We start from the raw sequence: 18,546 nt of genomic DNA on the forward strand, positions 1-18,546 counted from the left end.
ACTTTGGTTTTATATAAGCGCAGGATAAATTACTTCTTTTTTATTCCCTTGTGGTTTTGTTTGAGGTCTGGTTGTTACGTAGGTTATTAAAGACCTGATTTAAGTGTAGCTCTTCTAAAATAGCTTGGATGTTAAAAAATGTTTATTACTTCTCAACTCAATGTCCTGCATAAAATTATTAAAAATCAGCCTATTCCTATATCTATCTTGGCTCAGCTAGAGCAGACCTATGTTAATTTTGAAGCCACTTTATTAAGAGCAAAAGTACTCAGAGACTTTTCTAAATCTGAAACTATATATTTAATTCAATCTCATATTGAGCCACAGCAAAGCAGTGTGGCTTATCTATTTTCACCATTTATTTTTGCTAACTTAAACAAAGCCGCTATTTATACAACGCCTGCAACTGTGCCTGTGCTTTCTATTCTTAATAAATATTACCAAGCTGAAAAGAAAGTACTCTTTAAAGTAGATGAAGTTTTAGAAAGTCTAAAAATTTATATAGATGTGGAACTTGCAGAGCTTAATGAAGTTGAGTTTATTTATTTAAGCTTAATCAAAGCACTGTGTCGAAGTGATCTCTCAACGGTTTTTTTAATTACAGGCTTAGACCTAGATTTAGAACATTTAAAAGAGTTGGAACAGTTCTTAAAAGTCAAAATTTATTGGATTAATCCCAAACAAAGCGATGATTTAAAAGATATAAAAGACTTAGAAATGAAGAAATTATTATTTAAAAATAAAGATGAAACTTATGTGAAATTATGTGCACAATTTGCCCAAATGAATGCGGAGCTTGTAGGGTTGTGCGATACCTTCACAACACCTCAAATGACACATTTAATTGATGATATGTTCTATTCAGAGCATATTTTCGAGAAATTATCTGTCTATTCAGAATATATGCAAACCTTATTGCAAAGTCAGTATAGTCTTCATAAGAAAGAGTTAGCTTAGTGTTGGCAGGTGTTTTCTGGCGTTATATAAAGAATGAATACAGTTATAAAAAAATAATCGTTTTCATGTGAAATAAATATTTTATGGTAAAAGCAAAGCAATATTGGTTTTACATAAATGACAAATTTAAATTTTGAGCATCATCTCGGTTCACTAACGCATGCTGCACTTAGTCAGGCTTCAATCATTTCTCGGGTGTGGGGACAAGGACCTTCTGAACGTTATGATGAATTAGCAAAAAACTTCAGACCAACTTTTGCCCGTATTAAAGAAGGGGCTTTAATCCGTGAGCAGCAGCATATTTTGCCTTATGAACAACTTCAGTGGCTCAAAGATATTGGCTTTACACGATTAAGACTTCCCAAAGCTCATGGTGGCTTTGATGCAACCATTCCTGAACTATTTGCATTACTTATTGAACTTGCAGAGGCAGACTCAAACTTACCGCAAGCTTTGCGTGTGCATTTTGGTTTCACTGAAGATGTGTTGGTAAGTAAAGACAAAGCGTTTCAACAGCGTTGGCTTAGCCGAATTGCAAATGGGGAAACAGTAGGCAGTGCCTGGTCTGAAGGCGGGAAAGAGTCAATTGATCAGTTCGAAACTCATTTATATCGAGACAGTGAAGGAAGAATTCGCGTTAAAGGTAAAAAATATTACACCACTGGTAGCCTATATGCAGACTGGGTGGATGTTGGTGTAACAGATTTAAAGGGTGAATCTGGCTCAGTCGTTGTTCGCCGTGAAGATGAAGGTGTCGAAATTGTTGATGACTGGAATGGCTTTGGTCAGCAACTTACCGCGAGTGGTACAGCATATTTCCATGACGTATTGGTCGACGAAACTGAAATTTTACCTGATGATGACCGTTTTAAATATTCAGCGGCTTACTATCAACTGGTTCAATTGGCAATTATTACTGGCCTAGGGCGTGCTGCAACCTATGATGTTTCTCAAGCTGTTGCTAAACGTACTCGAAACTATACGCATGCGAATGCCCAATTTGTAAAACAGGATCCGCAAATTTTACAAGTCGTAGGCCAAATTCGTGGTGCAGCTTACAGTGCAGGAGCGATTGTTGAAAAAGTCGCACAAAGCTTACAACGTACTTATTTGGCTGCATTTCAAAACAATGAGCAGCTGGAAGAAGAGCAAAATGCACTTGCCGAGCTTGAAAGTGCACAGTCTCAAACGGTCATTACCGATCTAATTTTAAATGCTTCTACAATTTTATTTGATGCTTTAGGTGCTTCTGCAACAGACAAAGATTTAGGCCTAGATCGATACTGGCGTAATGTACGAACTTTATCTTCCCATAACCCGAGAGTATTTAAAAATCGAATTGTGGGTGATTTTAGTGTAAACGGCACATTGCCGCCGTATCAATGGCGAATAGGGAATGCTGCTAAACAATAAACTATAGTTTTAGATATTAAGCTGCTATTTTTAGTGGCTTAATATTATTTTATTTCTTAAAATAAATTGTAAAAACCTATTAGAATAAAATCATATTTTGTTTGGGGTTTATATTATAAAGAAAACCTAAAAATTGCTTTAGTATAAAAATTAAATAAAATGCTGGCGAATATTTTATGACTAAGAAAATTAGTTTTAATGCTTTTGAAATGAATTGTATTGCCCACCAATCTCCTGGATTATGGAGGCATCCTCAAGATCGATCTGTTGAATATAAAGATTTAGAATATTGGACAGATTTAGCTCAAATTCTTGAGCGTGGTTTTTTTGACGGTATTTTTATTGCAGATGTGCTTGGTATTTATGACGTTTATCATCAAAGTGCTGAACATGCCTTAACCGGTGCAGTACAAGTTCCAGTCAATGATCCGCTACAGATTGTGCCGGCGATGGCGGCAGTCACAAAGCACTTGGGTTTTGGTGTCACGACTTCGATTTCTTTTGAACATCCTTATCCTTTTGCTAGACGTATTAGCACGCTAGACCATTTAACCAAAGGGCGAGTTGGTTGGAATATCGTGACCTCTTATTTGGAAAGTGGTTCGAAAAACTTGGGCCTAAAAACTCAGGTTAATCATGACAATCGTTATGATATTGCTGATGAGTACTTAGAAGTCCTTTACAAACTTTGGGAAGGTTCTTGGGAAGAAGGTTCGGTACTTCGTGACCGTGAAAGCGGTATTTTTGCTGACCATAAAAAAGTGCATCCAATTCAGCACGAGGGTAAATACTTTACTGTACCGGGTATCCATATTTGTGAACCATCACCGCAGCGAACGCCAGTACTCTACCAAGCAGGCGCGTCATCACGCGGCCAGAAGTTTGCCAGTCAAAATGCTGAGTGCGTATTCATAGCAGCGCCGTCTAAAATTGCCACTAAAAAAGTGGTACAGGGCATTCGCCAAAAACTAGCTCAAGAAGGCCGAGACCCGTACTCAGTTAAAATTTATGCACTTTTGTCGATTGTCACTGATGAAACCGATGCAAAAGCACAGGCTAAGTTTAAAGAATATCAAAGCTATGGAAGCTATGATGGCGCTTTAACATTGCTGTCTGGCTGGTCGGGTGTTGATTTTTCACAATATCAGCCGACCGATAAAGTTGAATATATTCAAACCAACGCCATTCAATCTTTATTAGACTCTTATGTAAATGCAGATCCAGAGCGTGTTTGGACCATTGAAGAAATTGCAAACTGGAACAGCTTAGGTGGTAATGGACCAGTATTGGTGGGTTCGGCAGAAACCGTTTCAGATGCTTTACAACAATGGGTTGAAGATACCGATATTGATGGCTTTAACCTTGCCTATATTTTGGCTCATCAAACCTTTGCCGATGTGGTTGAGTTTATTGTGCCAGAGTTGCAAAAACGAGGGGTATATCAAACCTCATATGCACCAGGAACATTAAGAGAAAAACTATTTGGTGCCGGGCCATATTTACCCGAAAATCACCGCGGTGCAAAATATCGCAATCTAAAAGAGTTAAAACTTGCTGAGGCGAGTTAATATTTTGGAAAACCTTTAAATAAAAGCTGGTTAAATGCCAGCTTTTATTTTTATATCGGTTTTATTGATGAGTTAATAATGAAAAGATAATTCTATAATTAAGATTAAAACATCAGATTAATTTGTTTTTATATGATGTGAATAATTATTATTTTGTTTCTGTGATTAAAATACAGGAATTATTAAGTGAGCACACAAGAACTCGATCATAACCACCGTTATGAAATTAAATCTCCCGATGATGTTTCACAATTAATTTCAAAATTTGCAGGGAAGGGTAAATCGAATAAAGTTATTTGGTTGGCACTAATTGGGGTGTTTATTGATGCCTATGATTTAACAACGCTGTCCTTTGGTATTGAGCAAGTTATCTCAGAGTTTTCTTTAAGCCCTGTCATGACTGGCGTGGTGGCTTCAGCAATTGTCTGCGGAACCATTGTGGGTAACCTGATTGGTGGTTGGCTAACCGATAAAATTGGCCGTTATCGGGTCTTTATGGCGGACATGGTGCTGTTTGTCATTGCTGCAATTGTCGCAGGCTTTGCACCGAATGTATGGGTATTGATTTTAGCTCGATTTATTATGGGAATTAGTGTTGGGATTGATTTGCCTGTGGCAATGTCATACTTATCTGAGTTTTCCAAGTTTAACGGTAGTAGCAACAAGGCAGCGCGTTTAGCTGCATGGTGCCCAATGTGGTACGCCGCTTCTTCGGTCTGTTTTGGTCTAGTTCTAGCGCTTTATTTTCTTTTACCCCCTGAGCATAGCAACTGGTTATGGCGAGCATCTTTAATTTTCGGAGCAGTGCCAGCGTTACTCATTATTTTTATTCGCGGTAAATATTTAACTGAGTCACCCATTTGGCTTGCAAACCAAGGCGATTTAAAAGGCGCAGCTAAAGTTCTCCAAGAGTCCTATGCAATTCATGCAGTCGCTACAGTTGAAAAAGTAGAAAGAACCGCTGAAAAGAAAAAGCGCGAGGGTTTCGCAGTTTTATTTAATAAAACCTATTTGCCAAGAACGATTGTGGCAATTGTGATTCACATTTCGGTGGCATTTCAGTACACGACCATTGCCTTCTTTTTGCCTTCTATTTTAACGCGTTTCTTTCATACCGATGTTTTGACGACCATTACCACCACGCTCGGACTCAATTTACTATTTGCATTTACGGGAGGACTGTTAGGCGTATTTGTTGCCAGTAGATTTAAATCTCGTCATGTGTTGCTTACAGGCTTTTTACTCCAGTTTATAGCCCTCATTGCCTTAGCATTAATTGGTGAACCTGGTAATAGCTTTTTACTCTATACCGCAATTGGCATGCTCGGTTTATGGCTTTTTGCCGAAGGCTTTGGACCTGGGGCACAAATGATGGTGTATCCAACCATGGCTTATCCAGCTTCGATTCGTGGCGTTGGTGTCGGCTTTAACCGTGCGGTAACGGGGGTTGCTCAAGCCATTGCTTTGTTTGTTTTACCGATTTGGATGGCGGGCTATAAAACCGATGTTTACCTAATTATTTCTATCTTTGCATTTATTCCTTTAATTGTGATTGGGCTACTGATTAAGTTTGAGCCTACCGCCCAAGATGTTGATGTGATTGATGAAGATAAAACAGAACTTCCTCTCAACAATTCACCGGTAATTGATTAGAGTGAAAATAAATCTCTAAATAAAATAAAGGCCAACATCTGTTGGCCTTTGTTTTAAGAATTAGAAGTAATAAGCAAAAATTACAAAAGCTTTTTTATTCCATTTATCATTGCTTCCACCAGCCGCTAGACCTTCGCTATCTCCTAGATATGGATCGTGTTTACCCATCAGCAACTCGGCTTGTACTGTCAATTTTTGATAGTTAAAGGCAATGCCGGGAATAAAACGAGTTGAATCTTTAAAGCCATCTTGCTCTTTTCGATAAGAACTATAGTTGAGGTAAGGGCGAACAGAGGTAATTGGACCAAACTGCTGAGGGAATAGATAGCTCAGTTCTGCTGAATAAATCTGACCTTTGGTTGCAGAGTTAAATGAATAATCGAAACCACCCAAAGTTAGATGGTCTTTATATTGGGCATCGGCATTATCAATGTCTTGATAACCAGCCAAAAGCTGTAAATTCCATTGATTGTAATTGGTATTGCTAAAAACTGAATAGACTTGGCGATCGCCATCTTGCCCTGAACGTTTATTTTCAATGGTGGAGTACCAAAGAGAGGCGCCCAGTTGGGTAGAGAAATTTTCTTGGCCTAAGACATTTTTAAAGGTATGAGCACCGCGAACAACAATCGAGTTCTTTTCTTTGGTATTGGTGCCTTGTGGTACTGAGTCATCCGCATTGACAGGATTGATACTAAATCGACTCGAGTCTTTGCTTTTACCTCTATAGGTTCCACCATCGGTAGGATAAAAGGCGAGTTGTGCTTCATTGATTCCATCATTGAAATCATATTTCACCCCAAGGTTATGTACATCTTCCCAACCTGCACTATTGGCAATGCCTAAATAATAAGTATTTCCCCAAAAGCGACCCAAGCCAAAAGGAACTGGGTTTAAGCCAGCAATAATTTTACTTTTGTCATTAATTTTATAACCCAACCACGCATCGGTAAGCCAATTGGCATCGCCTAAACGCCCGTAATATTCATAAACCCGATAATCTAGGCGACCTATCCATTTCGGGGAGTTGTAATCTAGCCATAAGACCGCGTCATTAAAGGAAAATTTACTGGTAGTGGGATCAGAGTCAAAATCATAAACATATTTAGCTCGGACAGTACCACTCACTTTAAGTTGACCTTCTTCAGCATTACCAAAAGTAAGGGCTGCATGACTTGAGAGGCTGAATGTAATCAAAGTCGTCGCGATGAATATTTTTTTGAAAGTTGTGGGACGTTTAAACAAGGGATTATTTCTCCTCTTAAAAATAAAAATAAAAATTAAATTTGCCTCATGTATAAACCAGAAAAAGATTTGTCCAAATCTTAATATTTGCAGAAGATTTAAGATAAAAAGATAATAAAATCTGTACTTTATATAAAAGAATGAAAATTAATGAGATGCAAAACTCTGGATGCGATAAGCAAAAATAAAAATGATGAAATGAGTAGGATAAGATAATTAGAGTAGGTGTGTCAGGTTTTTCTCATCATGTGTTTTTTGAATATCCTTTTTAATTATTGATATATAAGTATTTTAATTTTATGGCTAACCTGTAAGTTTGGTTGATATTTGCTTTTTACCAAAAGATAAAAACTTATATGAAAAAGTTATTTATCAAAAATAGATAAGCAACTCATATTTTTTTATTTTTCATTATAAAGCCAGCTGCATACCATGAGCTTATATTATTGAAAGATCATGAAATTATGAGCACAAAGACCAAACCGTTGATTATCACGGCAATTGTGGTTGTAGCAATTGTTGCATTTATCGTATGGCAAAATAAGAAAGACAATAATACAAGTGCTTCAGTTCGCGACAGCAAACCTGTCGTGATTGCCTACCAAACAGGGGTGGACCCAAGCAAAGTTGCGCAGGCCAATGGGGAATATGAAAAACATAGCCAACGTAATATTCAATGGAAAAAATTTGATGCGGGTTCAGATGTTGTAAACGCACTTGCTTCAGGTGATGTTGTACTTGGCAATATTGGCTCAAGCCCACTTGCTGCCGCGGCAAGCCGTGATTTACCGATTGAAGTATTCTTAATTACTTCAAAACTTGGTGCGTCTGAAGCACTCGTAGTGAGTAATAAATCAGGCATTAAAACTCCTCAAGATTTAATTGGCAAAACCATTGCTGTACCGTTTGTTTCAACTACACATTACAGTCTTTTGTCTGCACTTAAACATTGGAACATTCCAGAAGACAAAGTAAAAATTATTAACTTGCGCCCACCTGAAATTTCAGCTGCTTGGGAACGTGGTGATATTGATGCAGCATATGTGTGGGAACCTGCTTTAAGTAAAGCCAAAGCATCTGGTACGGTTTTAACTGACTCAAAACAAGTCGGTGAGTGGGGTGCTCCAACTTATGACTTATGGGTTGTACGAAAAGACTTTGCAGAGAAAAATCCTGATTTCTTAAAAGCTTTTGTTAAAACTACGCTTGAGCAGCTTGAAAAATATAATCAAGATCCAGCTGCTTACGTTAAAGATGCCGATAACGTGCAAAAAATTGCGCAGCTCACAGGTTCTGATCCAAAAGATATCCCGCTTTTATTAAGTGGAAATATTTACCTAGACCACGCTCAGCAAAAACAAACGTTAGATGGTGAATTTGCGCAAAATATTTTTGATACAGCGAAGTTCTTAAAAGGTCAGGGCAAGGTCGATCAACTTAAAGCCGATTATAAAGGCAATGTGAATTCTTCATTTTTGCAGCCTTAAGGAGTTGTCATGAGTGTACTAGAAGCCAAACATATTCATCTGACTTTTCCTAAACAGCAAAAGCCAGTTTTACAAGACATTAACCTAACGATTGAAGAAGGTTCTTTAACCGTGATTTTGGGCGAGTCAGGTTGTGGCAAAACAACTTTGCTTAATATCTTGGCAGGGTTTCAAAAGCCGAGTTTAGGTGATGTGCTTGTAAATCATGAAGTAGTAAATGGACCAGATGTAACCCGCGCTGTCGTGTTTCAGGATCATGCACTCCTTCCTTGGTTGAATGTTGCAGATAATGTTGGCTTCGCTTTGCAGTTAAAAGGTTTAAAGCGCGCGGATATCGAAGCTCAAGTGAACGCAATTTTAAAAATTGTAGGTTTAAGTCACGTTGAAAAAGCTAATATTTGGGAACTTTCCGGTGGTATGAAACAACGTGTTGGTATTGCCAGAGCTTTGATCAGCCACGCGCCGTTTATTTTATTAGATGAACCTTTTGCGGCATTAGATGCTTTTACGCGTGAAAACATGCAGCAGTTAGTGCTCGATTTATGGATTCAACAAAATAAAAGTTTCTTTTTAATTACTCATGACATTGAAGAAGCATTATTGCTCAGCAATCAGTTAGTTCTGATGACAGCGCATCCAGGCAAAATTGTAGAAACTCTACATCTCGATTTTGCTAATCGATATCGTCAGGGCGAGTCTATTCGCTCAATTAAATCGGACCCTCAATTTATTCAGCTCAGAGAGCAGCTGTTTGAAAGCTTAAGGGCACAAAAACAAAGCGGTAAGGAGGCGTTAACCACATGAGTACTAAAGATAACGTCTATGAATATGACAAAGCAGGGCTAAAACTTAAGCCAGATGTACAAACAGAAAATGCTTCATTTCTATCGTCATTTTTTGAGAAGCATCGCACTTTGGCAGTTAGCATAATTAGTGTAGGAAGCGTTGTTGCGCTCTGGTTCCTCATTACTGCTTTGCATGTCGTACCTGAACTGTTTTTACCGAGCCCACAAGCAGTCTGGCAAAAATTTATATCGGTCAGCCAAGAAGGCTTTATGAAGGCTACTTTGTGGCAACACTTGGCAGCCAGTATCTCTCGTGTGTTTTTGGCTTTGATTGCTGCCGTGGTGATTGGCGTACCACTGGGCTTATGGATGGGCCTGAACAAATGGGTTCGTGCTGTTCTAGATCCTTTGGTTGAATTATTACGTCCAATTCCGCCGTTAGCTTATTTACCCTTACTCGTAATTTGGTTCGGTATTGGCGAAACCACAAAAGTGCTTTTGATTTTCTTCTCGATTTTGGCGCCTGTCATCATTAGTAGTGCGCATGGTGTGTTAAGCCATCAGCTTAATCGTGAACGTGCTGCACTGTCGCTAGGAGCAAGTCAGACACAAGTATTTTGGCATGTCATTTTACCAACAGCTTTACCTCATATTATTACCGGTATTCGTATTGGTCTTGGGGTAGGTTGGTCAACATTAGTTGCAGCAGAGTTGGTTGCAGCAGATCGTGGTATTGGTTTTATGGTGCAATCGGCAGCACAGTTCTTAATTACCGATACGGTGATTTTGGGCATTATTGTGATTGCGATTGTCGCAGTTAGTTTTGAGCTGTTTTTACGTTGGTTACAAAAACAGTTTTCTCCTTGGTATGGTCAGCAGTTGTAGTAAAGAAGATGAATACAGAAGTAGCAAACTTAAATATTGAAGTGATCAAGCCTACCATTGGCGCAATTATTCACGATATTGATTTGAATGCGTTAAATGAACAGACAACGCAACAAATCCAGCAGGCTTTGCTTGATCATCAGGTCATTTTTTTTCGAAAGCAACAATTAGCACCGCAAGCACAAGCAGACTTGGCACGCAGTTTTGGCAGCTTACATGTGCACCCAATTTATCCTTCAATTGAAGATGTACCTGAAGTGATGGTGCTCGATAGCTGGAAACAAGATTTGCGTGACAATGAACTTTGGCACACAGATGTGACTTTTAGTAAAAATCCACCTTTAGGTTGTGTGTTGCAAGCCATTAAAATTCCACCTGTAGGGGGTGACACGTTGTGGTCGAGCAATACCGCAGCTTTTAAAGGGCTTCCGCTTGAGTTACAGCAAAAATTACGTGGCTTAACTGCAACACACGATATTCGTAAGTCTTTTCCACTTGAACGTTTTGCCCATAACGAAGAAGAACGTGAAAAGCTTTTGCAAACATTTAAGCGTAACCCACCAGTGGTTCACCCAGTGGTGCGTACCCATCCGGTTACAGGTGAGCCTTTGTTGTTTGTAAGCGAGGGTTTTACCACTCGAATTAATGAGTTACCTGAACAAGAAAGTGAGCAGCTGCTTAATTTCTTGTTTGAACATGCGACCCAAGAGCAATTTCATTTACGCTGGAAGTGGCAAGATGGTGATATCGCGATTTGGGATAACCGTTGCACACAACATAAAGCATTATTTGATTATGGCGATGCTCATCGCATCATGCACCGTGCAACTATTAACGGTGATGTGCCATTTTATAAAAATGAACAACAGCCAGAGTTAGCTGAAGTTTAATTCTTTAGTTTTCAGCCGTTTCAATTCCAACGCAGCGTTTTGAGTTGGAATTGAAACAATAACGCTTTAGCGCATTCCAAACCCCGACAATATGCCTGTGTAACTCTTTACAGGAGGTGAGGCCCAATCACCAACTTTGCTGGTTTTTAAATTTAAATGAACTAACATTTCAGCTTGTTTAACTGCTGCTGCAACGCCGTCAATAACAATCACTCCCAATTCGTTTTGTAGCTTTAGACATAAATCACTCATACCTGCACAGCCCAAAACAATCGCATCGCTTTTATCTTCTACTAGTGCTTTTTTGCACTCATCTCGTATGGTTCGATAAGCATCTGAGTCAGGAAGCTCCAATTCTTCAACTGCAATGTCACAAGCTCGAACATTTTTGCAAAATGGTGTAGCCCCATAGCGATGAACCAGATGCCAACTCATATTTACTGTGCGTTGTAAGGTTGTGACCACACTAAAACCAGTACTTACATAACTTGCAGTTCGCATCGCTGCTTCTGCAATCCCAATCACAGGTGCTGAAGTCATTTCACGGGCAGCATAAAGGGCAGGGTCACCAAAACACGCAATAACATAAGCATTTACACCTAGAAGTTCACCTTGGCGAATTTCCTCCAGCACACCTACTGCACTTAGGGCTTCATCATAATAACTTTCAATCGTTGCTGGGCCCATTTGAGGACTCACAGCAATAATTTGAGTATCAGAATTTGCGACTATCTTTGCTGATGCTGCAATTTTGTCAGTCATGCTTTGAGTAGTATTAGGATTAATAATTTTAATTTTCATTGTACTTTTACCTTAGTCATTGCCGATTTAGCATGGGCAATCGGTTGGTTAAGAAATCGGTAAATCACAAAACCGAATCCCATCCCAATAAACCATGTGAAATTAGCAAGAGCAGATAATTGTGGTAACAGCACACATAAAATAGGAATTAATGAAGCTGGAATTAAGGCATAAAAGGCAGAGTGGTTATAACCATTTTTGTACCAATACAAACCTTTGGTATCTAATGTATATAAATCATCTACCACGATTTTCTGTTTTTTAACGAGGTAAAAATCGGCTAGCAATACACCAAAAAGTGGACCGATAAATGCACCTAAAATATCAATGGTGTAATGGATCACTTGAGGGTTATTAAACAAATTCCATGGAGTGATAAAAATCGAACCCACTGCTGCAATCATTCCACCCATGCGCCAGCTAATTTTGCTCGGTGAAACATTAGAAAAATCAAAGGCAGGTGATACAAAGTTAGCAACAATATTAATCCCGATGGTGGCAATCATTAAGGTCAAACTACCTAGAATCACCACAAAAGTATTATCAAGTTTACCGACCATCTCGACAGGGTCTGTAATGAGCTTGCCATACACTGGAAGTGTTGCTGCAATACAAACTACAGTAAGTAAAGAAAAGCCTAAGAAATTAATCGGTAGCCCAAGAAAGTTCCCCATTTTAATCGCGTTAAAGCTTTTACCATAACGAGAGAAGTCGCCAAAATTCAGCATCGGCCCTGAAAAATATGAAACAACAAGCGCAATAGCACCAATCATGACTGGTACAACCGCAAAACCGTCGTATTGAACACCGCTCAAGTTTAAATCAATATTCTGCCATCCAGCTTTCCAGATGAGCCAGACTGCCATCGCAAACATCACTACGTAGACAGCTGGACCTGCCCAGTCAATGAATTTACGAATGCTGTCCATGCCAGACCAAAAAACAATCGCTTGCAGTAGCCAAAGCAACATGAAGCCAACCCATCCTAAATAGGAAAGTCCAAGAAAGCCATAAGTCGAAACATCGGCATAGACCGACCATTCTGGAAAGAACTTTAAAATGACCAATAAGAAAGCACTTGAAGCCAAATAGGTTTGAATGCCATACCATGCAACAGCAATTAGACCGCGAATAACGGCAGGAATATTTGCACCAAGCACGCCAAAGGTAGCGCGGCAAATAACAGGATAGGGCGTGCCAGTTTGTTGGCTCGACTTGGCAATGAGATTTGTAAAAAACTGAACTATGGCAATGCCGATCAGTAAAGATAAAAGTACCTGCCAGCTATTGAGCCCTAGTGCAAAAAGGCTTCCAGCCATGACATAACCGCCGACGCTATGAACATCAGACATCCAGAAAGCAAAAATATTATAAGCGCCCCATGTTTGCTTTTTTAAAGGAGCTAAGTCTTGATTTGTCAGTTTTGCATCATAAGAAGGTTTAATTATTGCTTCGGTATTATTCATCTTGAAAACTCACTTCCTTAAGATGGAGGCACTTTCAGCAGCATTGTTTTTCTGTCTAAAAGAATGAAATTAAAATTGTGTACAATATGATATTTAAATTGTGCACAATTTTAATTGAGCAAAAGTTATGCCAAATTTAGGAAGTAGCGCTTATGAGTTATTTAAACTGGTATGAATTTTGGATATGAAGAGACAGATTTATAAAATGAGAAGTGCTTAATTTTTTATAAAAATTAAGTAAATTTAGGTGTATAAATGGATATTTAGAGATCTAATATTGAATTATTCAGTTCAGTGTATTTGTTGTGGGAATGAGAGAAATATTTCCAAACGCTTAAGTTAAACTTACACTATTCAAAATAGATAAAGTTCTAAAAAGAGGGAGCATTAATGAAAAATGGAGAAATCAATGCCATCGAATGCACCAAAAAAAGCCGTAGAAATGAGCAATGATGAAATTGATGACCATATATATAACGCTATTGTAGATGCTATTTTAAATCGACAACTTGCCCCTGGCGCACGTTTAGTTGAAGCACCTTTGTGTGAAGCATTCGGTGTAACGCGAGGAGTGTTAAGACGTGTTTTTGTCAAACTTGCACATGATAAGGTCATCGAAATTCAGCCCAATCGTGGAGCACTCATCGCAAAACATAGTGCTCATGAAACAAAAGAGGTCTTTGAAGCACGCAGCATGCTTGAAATCGCCACTGTAAAAAAGCTAGCTCAAAAGTCACATCACCTAGATTTTAGTGAGCTTCGAGGTTTAGTCGATCAAGAGTCTCATGAGCGTTTAGCTGGCAATTGGGCCGAGTGGATTAAGCTATCAGGTCAATTTCATTTAAAGCTGATTGAAGCAAATCAAAATACAATTATGACCAGTTATTTGCAGACGCTTATTGCAAGGACTTCGTTATTAATTGGGTTATATGAAATTCCCAAACATAATAATTGTTCGGCAGATGAACATCGTGCAATTTTAAATGCCATTGAGCAAGGTGATGAAAAACGAGCCACTCAATTGATGGAAGAGCATTTAGAACACTACGCGACGACATTTATTGAAGAAGACAGCACAGCAACAGTAGAGCAAAATTTATTAAATTTATTTAAAAATAAGAAGATTGAAACCATTTAAACTAACTAAAAAATAGTGGGCCAATTCTTATCGAAAAGGCCCAGTTCACTTATTTTACGGGCATGATCTGATGCGTTAAAAAATCAATAAATAGTTTTACTTTCTTCGATAAAATTTTACGGTTTGGCCATGTCACATATAAGTGAAGTGGTTGACTGGTATAGTCCTCCAAACATTTCTGTAATTTACCTTCTTTATAGTAAGGCTCTGCAATAAACTCTGGAAGAAAGACGATACCGTGATCTTTTAGACACATATCTAATAATAATTCACCATTATTACAGGTCATCACTGGGAAGCAATTAAAAGAGACTTCTTTTTGATCTTTTTGGAAAATCAATTTCTTATGTCGACTATCTTGATAGTAAATCAGAAACTTATGTTCTTTAAGTTCTTCTAATGAGTCTGGTAATCCATGCTGATTGAAATACTCAGGTGTCGCATATAGATAGCGCTGATAGGTATTTAAAATTTTACTATTTGCTAAGTTTGGAGGAGAGCCATCTACGCGAATGGTTAAATCAAATTTATTATTATTCATGTCTAGTAGTTGATCAGTCATGAATAAATCAATTTTGATGCTGGGATATTTCTCAATAAAATCTGAAATGATATTTTGAAGAAAAATATTGCTAAAAGACATTGGTGTATTGAGCTTGAGTTCGCCTTCTGGGTACTGCTGATTATAGCTAATTTCGTAGGCAGCCCATTCAAACTCACTTAAAATGACTTTGCTATGCTGATAAAACTTTTCTCCACAAGAGGTGAGGTTCATCTGTCTTGTGGTTCGAGTTAACAGTGTAGTTTTTAGGTCATTTTCGAGGTAGCAAACACGTTTGGCAACCAAGTCACGTGAGATGTCGAGTGCTCTGGCTGCGCTACTAAAATTCCCATGTTCTACGACACTTACAAAAGTGGAAATACAGTCTAATCGATCCATGGATAAGCAAAAGTTAAAAAATATATATCAATGATTAAACTATAAAAATTAAAAAGCAATCATTGATTTTATTGTATTCGTACAGCATACAGATTCGTGCTGATTTGCTGTCTATGCTTTTACATTTTTATCTGTTTTGATAATGACCAGTAAGCAATTTTAATGCATTACTCATAAGGAATAATGGAGTTTACCCATGAATAAGTCACTTTTAGAACAACTTTCACCAACAAATTGTCAGGTTATTTTTATTGATCATCAGCCACAAATGGCTTTTGGGGTACAGTCAATAGATCGCCAAGTATTAAAGAATAATACTGTAGGATTAGCAAAAGCAGCTAAAACATTCAATATTCCTGTCACTATTACCACGGTTGAAACTGAAAGCTTCTCTGGTCATACCTATCCAGAACTTTTAGATGTATTTCCAGATGCTCCATTACTAGAACGTACTTCAATGAATTCATGGGATGACCAAAAAGTACGTGATTCGCTTGCAAAAAATAATCGTAAAAAAGTGATTGTTTCAGGTTTGTGGACTGAAGTGTGCAATAACACTTTTGCTTTTGGTGCCATGCTTGAAGGTGATTACGAAATTTACATGGTCGCAGATGCTTCTGGTGGTACATCGAAAGAGGCACATGACTATGCCATGCAACGCATGATTCAAGCAGGTGTTGTTCCAGTAACTTGGCAACAAGTCTTACTCGAATGGCAACGTGATTGGGCACACCGTGATACGTATGATGCAGTTATGGCAATTGTACGCGAGCATTCTGGTGCTTATGGTATGGGTGTGGACTATGCCTATACGATGGTACATAAGGCGCCTGAACGTACAACATCAAAACACGAAGTACTTGCACCAGTTCCTGCAAAATAAGAAATAGTTGAGTTAAGGGTATTTCAATATTTAAGTTGATTTATTCGATTTTTGACTATATTGGATAAGTGGAAAAGCCATCTGCAACTGTTCGAGGCAGGACAAAATCTGAAAAGATTGTAATTGAACGAGTTTTGCAGATGGCAATGGTTTTGGTTACTTTTCCCGAAAGAAAAGTAACAGAATTAACTACTCTTATTGGATGTAAAACGGTCAGACTCCGTCGTGTAAAATCAAAAAGAATAATGAAATATATATGTTGCTATACCTTTATTTTTTAGAACGATAATTCACAAGAATGGAGTTCAGAATGACCGAAATAAACCTCATACTCATAAACGGTAAAATCACAACACTAGATCCTCAGAACCCCGAAGTACAAGCAATTGCGATTGCAGACGGTAAAGTCGTACGCACAGGCACAAATGATGAGGTTATGAAGCTCGCAACACCTACAAGCAAAGTCGTAGACTTAAATGGTCGTCGCGTTATACCGGGTCTAAATGACAGTCATCTGCATATTATTCGTGGTGGCCTAAATTACAATATGGAACTGCGCTGGGAAGGTGTGCCATCCGTTGCAGATGCATTACGCTTACTCAAAGAACAAGCCGATAATACGCCAGCTCCACAATGGGTTCGTGTGGTTGGTGGTTGGACTGAATTCCAGTTTGCCGAAAAGCGTTTACCGACTTTAGAAGAAATTAATAAAGCTGCGCCAGATACTCCTGTATTCGTTTTACATTTATACGCCAGTGCCTTGTTGAACCGAGCTGCGCTTGATGTATTAGGCTTTAATAAAGACACGCCAGACCCGCCGGGTGGCAAGATTGTAAGAGATGAAAAGGGTGAGCCAACTGGTCTATTGCTGGCAACTCCATCCGCTATGATTTTATATTCGACCTTAGGTAAAGCGCCGAAATTGCCAGTTGAAGATCAAGTCAATTCAACTCGTCATTTCATGCGTGAGTTGAACCGATTAGGTATTACTTCAGCAATTGATGCAGGTGGTGGTGGTCAAAACTACCCTGAAGATTATGACGTAATTAAGCAATTGCACGATCAAAATCAAATGACAGTGCGAATTGCTTATAACCTATTTGCTCAGAAGGCAGGCCAAGAGCTTGATGATTATCGCCGTTGGACAGAAATGACATTTCCGGGCGATGGTGATGAGCTATTTAGAATGAATGGAGCAGGTGAGAACCTGACTTGGTCGGCAGGTGACTTTGAAGATTTCTATGAGCCACGTCCGGATTTACCGGAAAAAATGGAAGGCGAACTCGAAGCAATTGTAGAGCACTTGGCTGAAAAGAAATGGCCATTCCGTATTCATGCAACCTATGATGAAAGTATTAATCGTCTGCTCAATGTATTTGAGCGCGTCAATTCAAAACAGCCATTTGCAACTCGATTTATTATTGACCATGCCGAAACTGTATCTGAGCGTAATATCGAACGTATTGGTGCATTGGGTGGTGGTATCGCCATTCAACACCGTATGGCATATCAAGGTGAGATTTTCGTGAAACGCTATGGTGCCGAGGCTGCTCAGGCAACGCCACCAGTTAAGAAAATGTTAGAACTTGGTGTTCCTGTGGGTGCGGGGACAGATGCGACTCGTGTTGCATCCTATAACCCTTGGGTGTGTTTGTATTGGCTAAGTACGGGTAAAACAGTCGGTGGTTTGCCACTCTATGATGAAAAAAATCTATTAGACCGTCAGACAGCACTCAAACTCTGGACTAAAGGTTCGGCTTGGTTCTCAGGTGAAAAAGATGTTAAAGGATCACTCACAGCAGGTGAGCTTGCTGATCTGGTCGTATTGTCCGATGACTACTTCAAGGTTGAAGCAGAAGACATCCAGTGGATTGAGTCTGTACTCACTGTTTTAGGCGGAAAAGTGGTATATGCAGGGGCTGAGTTTAAGCAAGATGATCCGCCGTCACCACCAGCATCTCCAACATGGTCGCCAGTAAAACGCTTTGGTGGTCAGTGGCGTTTATCCGAAAATCGTAATGCACCTTCGAATCAATCATTACAGTCACAAAGTGCATTGTGTGAATGTGCTAGCAGTTGTGGCATGCATGGGCATAGCCACTCATGGATGCTTGATGTTCCTATAAATGATAAAGATAAAAAATCTTTCTGGGGTGCACTCGGATGTTCTTGTTTTGCATTTTAAATAAAACAGTTTGGGAACCTGCTTCGTTAAATGGCTTGCTTCCTTAAGGTATGTACGATGAAAATGTACTTGTTATCTTTGGCTGTAGGGTTGCTCGTTGGTGTCTTATATTACGTTTTAAATGTTAAGTCACCAGCTCCACCTCTTGTTGCGTTAGTCGGATTATTAGGCATGGTAATAGGAGAGCAACTGCTTCCTTTTATCAAATCCTATTTTTAATCCGTTTCATTCAAAAAAGCTAAATGGTTCC

The 18,546-nt window shown here is 38.9% G+C and carries 16 protein-coding genes; 12 read left to right on the forward strand and 4 right to left on the reverse strand.

The window, feature by feature from the left end; all coding sequences use genetic code 11:
- Nucleotides 1–138: 138 nt before the first annotated feature.
- The 4 genes from OD757_RS08500 (at nt 139) to OD757_RS08515 (ending at nt 5,591) form a co-directional block, all read left to right on the forward strand.
- Nucleotides 139–957: a hypothetical protein gene (locus tag OD757_RS08500; RefSeq protein ID WP_263031568.1), complete on the forward strand. Its 819-nt coding sequence runs from the start codon at nt 139–141 to the stop codon at nt 955–957.
- A 117-nt stretch (nt 958–1,074) separates the two neighbouring features.
- Nucleotides 1,075–2,370: an acyl-CoA dehydrogenase family protein gene (locus OD757_RS08505; RefSeq protein WP_263031569.1), complete on the forward strand. Its 1,296-nt coding sequence runs from the start codon at nt 1,075–1,077 to the stop codon at nt 2,368–2,370.
- Nucleotides 2,371–2,546: 176 nt separating this feature from the next.
- Nucleotides 2,547–3,938, forward strand: coding sequence for an LLM class flavin-dependent oxidoreductase (locus tag OD757_RS08510; RefSeq protein ID WP_263031570.1), 1,392 nt, complete (start codon nt 2,547–2,549; stop codon nt 3,936–3,938).
- A gap of 186 nt (nt 3,939–4,124) precedes the next feature.
- Complete coding sequence (locus tag OD757_RS08515) at nt 4,125–5,591, forward strand: MFS transporter (RefSeq protein ID WP_009388268.1); 1,467 nt, start codon at nt 4,125–4,127, stop codon at nt 5,589–5,591.
- A 60-nt stretch (nt 5,592–5,651) separates the two neighbouring features.
- Here OD757_RS08515 and OD757_RS08520 read toward each other — a convergent pair whose 3' ends face one another.
- Nucleotides 5,652–6,836, reverse strand: coding sequence for a hypothetical protein (locus OD757_RS08520; protein WP_263031571.1), 1,185 nt, complete (start codon nt 6,834–6,836; stop codon nt 5,652–5,654).
- Nucleotides 6,837–7,282: 446 nt separating this feature from the next.
- Here OD757_RS08520 and tauA point away from each other — a divergent pair, with 446 nt between their 5' ends.
- From tauA to tauD, 4 genes are read left to right on the forward strand one after another with little or no spacing between them, the layout of a single operon-like run.
- Nucleotides 7,283–8,323, forward strand: a complete 1,041-nt coding sequence (gene tauA, locus OD757_RS08525) for a taurine ABC transporter substrate-binding protein (RefSeq protein ID WP_263031572.1) — start codon at nt 7,283–7,285, stop codon at nt 8,321–8,323.
- A 9-nt stretch (nt 8,324–8,332) separates the two neighbouring features.
- Nucleotides 8,333–9,127 carry a taurine ABC transporter ATP-binding protein gene (locus OD757_RS08530; RefSeq protein WP_263031573.1) on the forward strand — a complete coding sequence of 265 codons (795 nt, stop codon included), beginning with the start codon at nt 8,333–8,335 and terminating at the stop codon, nt 9,125–9,127.
- Nucleotides 9,124–9,993, forward strand: a complete 870-nt coding sequence (gene tauC / locus OD757_RS08535; RefSeq protein WP_032003446.1) for a taurine ABC transporter permease TauC — start codon at nt 9,124–9,126, stop codon at nt 9,991–9,993. The genes OD757_RS08530 and tauC overlap by 4 nt, the downstream gene beginning before the upstream one ends.
- 8 nt (nt 9,994–10,001) lie before the next feature.
- On the forward strand, nt 10,002–10,883 hold the full coding sequence (gene tauD / locus OD757_RS08540; protein WP_206261308.1) for a taurine dioxygenase: 882 nt from the start codon (nt 10,002–10,004) through the stop codon (nt 10,881–10,883).
- A gap of 66 nt (nt 10,884–10,949) precedes the next feature.
- Here the strand turns inward: tauD and OD757_RS08545 are convergent, their stop codons facing one another.
- Both OD757_RS08545 and OD757_RS08550 read right to left on the reverse strand, forming a co-directional pair.
- Nucleotides 10,950–11,684: an aspartate/glutamate racemase family protein gene (locus OD757_RS08545; RefSeq protein WP_263031574.1), complete on the reverse strand. Its 735-nt coding sequence runs from the start codon at nt 11,682–11,684 to the stop codon at nt 10,950–10,952.
- Complete coding sequence (locus OD757_RS08550; protein WP_263031575.1) at nt 11,681–13,150, reverse strand: NCS1 family nucleobase:cation symporter-1; 1,470 nt, start codon at nt 13,148–13,150, stop codon at nt 11,681–11,683. Before OD757_RS08550 ends, OD757_RS08545 begins: the two co-directional genes overlap by 4 nt.
- 397 nt (nt 13,151–13,547) lie before the next feature.
- On the opposite strand from OD757_RS08550, the gene OD757_RS08555 reads away from it, so the two are divergent.
- Nucleotides 13,548–14,288, forward strand: a complete 741-nt coding sequence (locus OD757_RS08555) for a GntR family transcriptional regulator (protein ID WP_263031576.1) — start codon at nt 13,548–13,550, stop codon at nt 14,286–14,288.
- 49 nt (nt 14,289–14,337) lie between these two features.
- Here the strand turns inward: OD757_RS08555 and OD757_RS08560 are convergent, their stop codons facing one another.
- Nucleotides 14,338–15,228: a LysR family transcriptional regulator gene (locus tag OD757_RS08560; protein WP_263031577.1), complete on the reverse strand. Its 891-nt coding sequence runs from the start codon at nt 15,226–15,228 to the stop codon at nt 14,338–14,340.
- 196 nt (nt 15,229–15,424) lie between these two features.
- Here OD757_RS08560 and OD757_RS08565 point away from each other — a divergent pair, with 196 nt between their 5' ends.
- The 3 genes from OD757_RS08565 (at nt 15,425) to OD757_RS08575 (ending at nt 18,515) form a co-directional block, all read left to right on the forward strand.
- Nucleotides 15,425–16,111, forward strand: coding sequence for a hydrolase (locus OD757_RS08565; protein WP_001043290.1), 687 nt, complete (start codon nt 15,425–15,427; stop codon nt 16,109–16,111).
- Nucleotides 16,112–16,421: 310 nt separating this feature from the next.
- Nucleotides 16,422–18,296, forward strand: a complete 1,875-nt coding sequence (locus OD757_RS08570) for an amidohydrolase (RefSeq protein WP_263031578.1) — start codon at nt 16,422–16,424, stop codon at nt 18,294–18,296.
- A gap of 57 nt (nt 18,297–18,353) precedes the next feature.
- Entirely contained in the window at nt 18,354–18,515 is a 162-nt protein-coding gene (locus OD757_RS08575; protein ID WP_000784879.1) for a DUF1427 family protein, read from the forward strand.
- The last annotated feature ends 31 nt before the right edge of the window (nt 18,516–18,546 follow it).

Source organism: Acinetobacter sp. AYS6, from assembly GCF_025630795.1.
Classification (GTDB): Bacteria; Pseudomonadota; Gammaproteobacteria; order Pseudomonadales; family Moraxellaceae; genus Acinetobacter.

Bases quoted from the DNA above. Each gene is read 5' to 3' on its own strand.
- OD757_RS08550 (WP_263031575.1), bottom strand. From the start codon at position 13,150: ATGAATAATACCGAAGCAATAATTAAACCTTCTTATGATGCAAAACTG.
- OD757_RS08500 (WP_263031568.1), top strand. From the start codon at position 139: ATGTTTATTACTTCTCAACTCAATGTCCTGCATAAAATTATTAAAAAT.
- OD757_RS08505 (WP_263031569.1), top strand. From the start codon at position 1,075: ATGACAAATTTAAATTTTGAGCATCATCTCGGTTCACTAACGCATGCT.
- OD757_RS08560 (WP_263031577.1), bottom strand. From the start codon at position 15,228: ATGGATCGATTAGACTGTATTTCCACTTTTGTAAGTGTCGTAGAACAT.
- tauD (WP_206261308.1), top strand. From the start codon at position 10,002: ATGAATACAGAAGTAGCAAACTTAAATATTGAAGTGATCAAGCCTACC.
- OD757_RS08570 (WP_263031578.1), top strand. From the start codon at position 16,422: ATGACCGAAATAAACCTCATACTCATAAACGGTAAAATCACAACACTA.
- OD757_RS08510 (WP_263031570.1), top strand. From the start codon at position 2,547: ATGACTAAGAAAATTAGTTTTAATGCTTTTGAAATGAATTGTATTGCC.
- OD757_RS08530 (WP_263031573.1), top strand. From the start codon at position 8,333: ATGAGTGTACTAGAAGCCAAACATATTCATCTGACTTTTCCTAAACAG.
- OD757_RS08565 (WP_001043290.1), top strand. From the start codon at position 15,425: ATGAATAAGTCACTTTTAGAACAACTTTCACCAACAAATTGTCAGGTT.
- OD757_RS08575 (WP_000784879.1), top strand. From the start codon at position 18,354: ATGAAAATGTACTTGTTATCTTTGGCTGTAGGGTTGCTCGTTGGTGTC.
- tauC (WP_032003446.1), top strand. From the start codon at position 9,124: ATGAGTACTAAAGATAACGTCTATGAATATGACAAAGCAGGGCTAAAA.
- OD757_RS08555 (WP_263031576.1), top strand. From the start codon at position 13,548: ATGGAGAAATCAATGCCATCGAATGCACCAAAAAAAGCCGTAGAAATG.
- OD757_RS08545 (WP_263031574.1), bottom strand. From the start codon at position 11,684: ATGAAAATTAAAATTATTAATCCTAATACTACTCAAAGCATGACTGAC.